This is a genomic window from Bradyrhizobium sp. P5_C11_2 (assembly GCF_054049755.1).
The window spans coordinates 1-3,848 of record NZ_JBFULT010000650.1; the positions used below are offsets into that span (position 1 = coordinate 1).

5 protein-coding genes are annotated in these 3,848 nt (G+C 65.0%); 1 reads left to right on the plus strand and 4 read right to left on the minus strand.

Translation table 11 applies throughout. The features are described from left to right. The 3 genes from ACXJL8_RS36090 to ACXJL8_RS36100 form a co-directional block, all read right to left on the minus strand. A partial coding sequence (locus tag ACXJL8_RS36090; protein ID WP_456686544.1) for an SPFH domain-containing protein occupies window positions 1–539 on the minus strand: 539 nt, incomplete at its 3' end. Then, window positions 536–1,954, minus strand: coding sequence for an NfeD family protein (locus ACXJL8_RS36095; RefSeq protein WP_456620182.1), 1,419 nt, complete (start codon window positions 1,952–1,954; stop codon window positions 536–538). The genes ACXJL8_RS36090 and ACXJL8_RS36095, both read right to left, overlap by 4 nt. A gap of 179 nt (window positions 1,955–2,133) precedes the next feature. Further along, a complete protein-coding gene (locus ACXJL8_RS36100; RefSeq protein WP_456620183.1) occupies window positions 2,134–2,397 on the minus strand; it encodes a tautomerase family protein in 264 nt (87 codons plus the stop codon). A 152-nt stretch (window positions 2,398–2,549) separates the two neighbouring features. Here ACXJL8_RS36100 and ACXJL8_RS36105 point away from each other — a divergent pair, with 152 nt between their 5' ends. After that, window positions 2,550–3,527, plus strand: coding sequence for a GlxA family transcriptional regulator (locus ACXJL8_RS36105; protein WP_456620184.1), 978 nt, complete (start codon window positions 2,550–2,552; stop codon window positions 3,525–3,527). A 126-nt stretch (window positions 3,528–3,653) separates the two neighbouring features. Here ACXJL8_RS36105 and ACXJL8_RS36110 read toward each other — a convergent pair. Next, a partial coding sequence (locus ACXJL8_RS36110; RefSeq protein WP_456686545.1) for a hypothetical protein occupies window positions 3,654–3,848 on the minus strand: 195 nt, incomplete at its 5' end.

The window sequence follows — 3,848 nt, forward strand, 5'->3', positions numbered from 1 at the left end:
GCCTCGGCCTGCTTGGCGATGGCGCGCACCATGGTTTCGTTGAGATCGATGTCCTTGATCTCGATGCCGGTGACCTTGATGCCCCAGATGTCGGTCTGCTTGTCGAGGATCTCCTGGATGTCGGCGTTCAGCCTGTCGCGCTCGGCGAGCATCTCGTCGAGCTCATGCTTGCCGAGCACCGAGCGCAGCGTCGTCTGGGCGAGCTGGCTGGTCGCGGCCATGTAATCGCCGACCTTGATGATGGCGCGTTCGGGATCGACGATGCGAAAGTACAGAACGGCGTTGACCTTGACGGACACGTTGTCCCGCGAAATCACGTCCTGGGGCGGCACGACCTGCACCATCACCCGCAGGTCAACCTTGACGAGCTGCTGCACGACCGGAATGAGGATGATGAGGCCCGGGCCCTTCACGCCCGTGAAGCGGCCGAGCGTAAAGATGACGCCACGCTCGTATTCGCGCAGGATTCGAATGGCCTGGGATAGAAATACGATGACGAGCAGCGCGAGTGCCGCATAGGTCAGATATTCCAGCATCATGATGGTCCTCCTTCGCCGGTCCGGGCCGGCGCGCGCCTTATCAGCAGCGTCAAGTCGACGACGTTGGCGACCTCGGCCATGTCTCCGGGCTTGAAGGTTTCGGCGCCCTGCGCCTGCCAGCGCTCGCCATGGGCGAAGACATGACCTTCGGTTCCGTTCCAGTCGAGAATCTCGGCAGGCAAGCCTCGCATCGCCTGCGCGCCGACCCGTGCGGGAGCATTGCCGGCGCGCCGAAGCGATCCAAGCACGACAAGCCCAAAGCCGATGAACACAGCCGCAGTGGTGCCGATCACCCACCATGACAGGTGGTAGCCGGGCGCCTCGCCCCTGAACAGCATCAGAGCGCCGAGCAGGAACGCGATGATCCCGCCGAGACCAATCACCACGGTCGGATTGAAGGCTTCGACGGTGAGCAGCACGATGCCGATCAACATGAGGGCGAGGCCGGCATAGTTGATCGGTAGCAGATTGAGTGCATAGAGGCCGACCAGCAGGCAGATCGCGCCGACGACTCCCGGGGCGACCGCACCGGGAGACATGAACTCGAAGATCAGGCCGTAGATGCCGACCATCAGGAGAATGAACGCCACGTTCGGATCGGTGATGACCGCCAGGAAACGGGATATCCATCCGGGGTCGACGACTTCGACGACGGCATCCTTCGTCGCCAGGCGTTGCGTCTTGCCGCCGGCAACCTCGACCACACGGCCATCGATCTCTCTCAGCAATTCAGCCTGATCGCGCGCGACGAGATCGATGGCATGGGCCTGTAGCGCGGCATTGGCGGAGAGCGTGGCAGCCTCGCGGACCGCCTTCTCGGCCCAGTCCGCATTGCGGTTGCGCAGCTCCGCAAGGCTGCGGATGAAAGCGACCGCATCATTGGTCGCCTTTGCCGTCATCGCATCCTTGGGCTGTTCCTTGGGCTGCTCCTTGGACTCGCTTTGCTGGTCGCCGTCCTTCTTGTCCTTGCCGCCCTTGTCGGGGGTGCCGCCCGGCAGACCCGGCAGCGGTCCACCAATCTGCACCGGCGTCGCCGCACCGATATTGGTGCCCGGCGCCATCGCCGCGATGTGGGTCGCATAGAGGATATAGGTCCCCGCACTCGCCGCATGGGCGCCGGAGGGAGCGACGTAACCGATGACGGGAATGGGCGAAGCGAGCACATCCGCGATGATCTCGCGCATGCTGGAATTGAGACCGCCGGGCGTATTCATTCTCAGAAGCACGACCTCGGCGCGGCGTTCGCTCGCCTTGGCCAGTGCCTCCTTCACGTAGCTGGCCGACGCAGGGCCGATGGCTCCGTCAATCGTGACGGTCAATGCAAGACGGCCGCTCTCCTCCGCTGAGCCGGGAAGGCAGAAGATCAAAGCCACGACGCCAATCGCCGCAACGAGGGCGGCCTTTTTGGTCTGCACGGCAAGGACTCCCTTGCAGGGCATATGGTGCTCGTCGCGCCAACCTCAATGCTGCGCGCGGCGGCCAACGTCGCGATTGTGCAACGCAATGGAAATGGCCTTGCGGGACGGCAACGTGATCGGTCGAGCGCAGGCAGTGGCGGACCACGCCTTCGGCTGATCCGCCCCGCCAGGCGCTGCTACGGCTTCGACCGTGCCACCCTCACGCCGTCCGCCCCGATCGGTCCGAACGTGCCGGCGATGATCTCCGGCGTCGGCAGCATGCCGCCGAGCGACCAGTGCGACGGCTCCTGTTCCTCGATCCTGACCCAGACGTTGCGGCGGAAATCGGGATTGCCCTGCCCTTCGACCTCGACCAGCAGGTCGGTGACGCGTTCGAGCAGCAGCTTCTTCTGCGCGGCGTCGAGGATGCCGCGGACGGTGGAAATCGTGACGTAAGGCATGGTTCTCTCCAATCATGTGGTGTGGCGACGGCGGGAGATTGGATCGGATGCCGCCCGCCCGGCAGTGGCGGATAAGACAGAGATCGGGCAATATCCGCCACGCGGCGCCGACGCGGATGGGATATCATCCGCCGCATTGGTCTGGAGATGTCATGAAGCTAGCAATTCTGGCGCTGGAAGGCTGCATGCATTCGTCGGTGGCCGGGATCGCGGACATCCTGTCGCTCTCCAATCACGTGATGCAGCAGAGCGGCGCGAAATGCCGCTTCACCTGGCAGACGCTTTCGCTCGACGGCAGGCCCGTGCGCGCGGGTGGCGGCCAGATGCTCGCGGTCGATGGCGCGATCGGCAAGCGCGGCGGCTGCGACGCGATCATTGTCCCCGGCAGCCTCGTCGATCATGTCACGGCGGAGCGGCTGCAACCGCAATATGCGCGCGCCGGCGCCTGGCTCCGGCAGCAGCATGCCAACGGCCGGCTGATCGGCGCATTTTGCAGCGGCGTCTTCCTGCTGGCCGGCGCCGGCCTGCTCGACAACCGCCGCGCGACCATCACCTGGTGGCTGCAAAGCGAGCTTCGGCAACGACATCCCACGATCGATCTCGCCGCCGACGCCGTCATCACCATGGCCGACCGCATCGTCTGCGCGGCCGGACCGATGTCGTGGGTCGACCTTCTGCTCAAGCTGATCGAGCTGGTCGAGGGCAAGGCGGTCGCAAAACTTTGCGCCGACTATGTCGTCATCGACACGGCGCAGCGCACCCAATCGATCTTCATGCCCGTCGGCTACCTGCTCTCGCAGGACCCGCTGCTGACCAGAGCCGACCTGCTGGTTCGCCGCACCGGCAGGAGCCCGATGACGGTCAAGCGCCTCGCCGGCGCGCTCGGATTGAGCGAACGCACGTTGAACCGGAAGTTTCAGGAGCTCACGCGCGAGCCGCCGCAGGCCTTCATCACCCGTCGCCGCGTCGAGCACGCGCGCACGCTGCTGGAGACGACCGCGCAGCCGATCAAGACCATCGCGCGCGCGGCCGGCTATGAAGACGAAAGCAGCTTCCGCAAGGCCTTTCGCAAGCTCACCCTGATGTCGCCGCAGGCCTATCGCACGCGACGGATGGCGCAGTCGGCGTAGGCCGCGGGATCAAGGCGTCGTTCGGTGAAGAATCGCGCGCTGCCGCTCCACCAGCGCCTCGCCAAAGGCCGACGACGCCGGACAACCAGATGAAGCTTGCACACCGTAGCGCAAGCGACGGCTCATTTAGACGTGCCAATCATGGTGGTTCATCGCATTGAACAGCAGATGATCGACGTCAAGGGGCGGCGCCGCATCGGGCGCGTGCCCGTGGTCCTGCCCTGCGGCAGACCGGAGATGATCCCAGCCACCGAATGCGCCATCCGCAACAACCGGCAGCAGCCCAGCCTTGGCCGCCCCTCCCGCTTGATAGGCAAACGT

What these genes read in the sequence shown, in the direction of transcription:
- ACXJL8_RS36105 (WP_456620184.1), top strand. Translation starts at nt 2,550, where the DNA reads ATGAAGCTAGCAATTCTGGCGCTGGAAGGCTGCATGCATTCGTCGGTG.
- ACXJL8_RS36100 (WP_456620183.1), bottom strand. Translation starts at nt 2,397, where the DNA reads ATGCCTTACGTCACGATTTCCACCGTCCGCGGCATCCTCGACGCCGCG.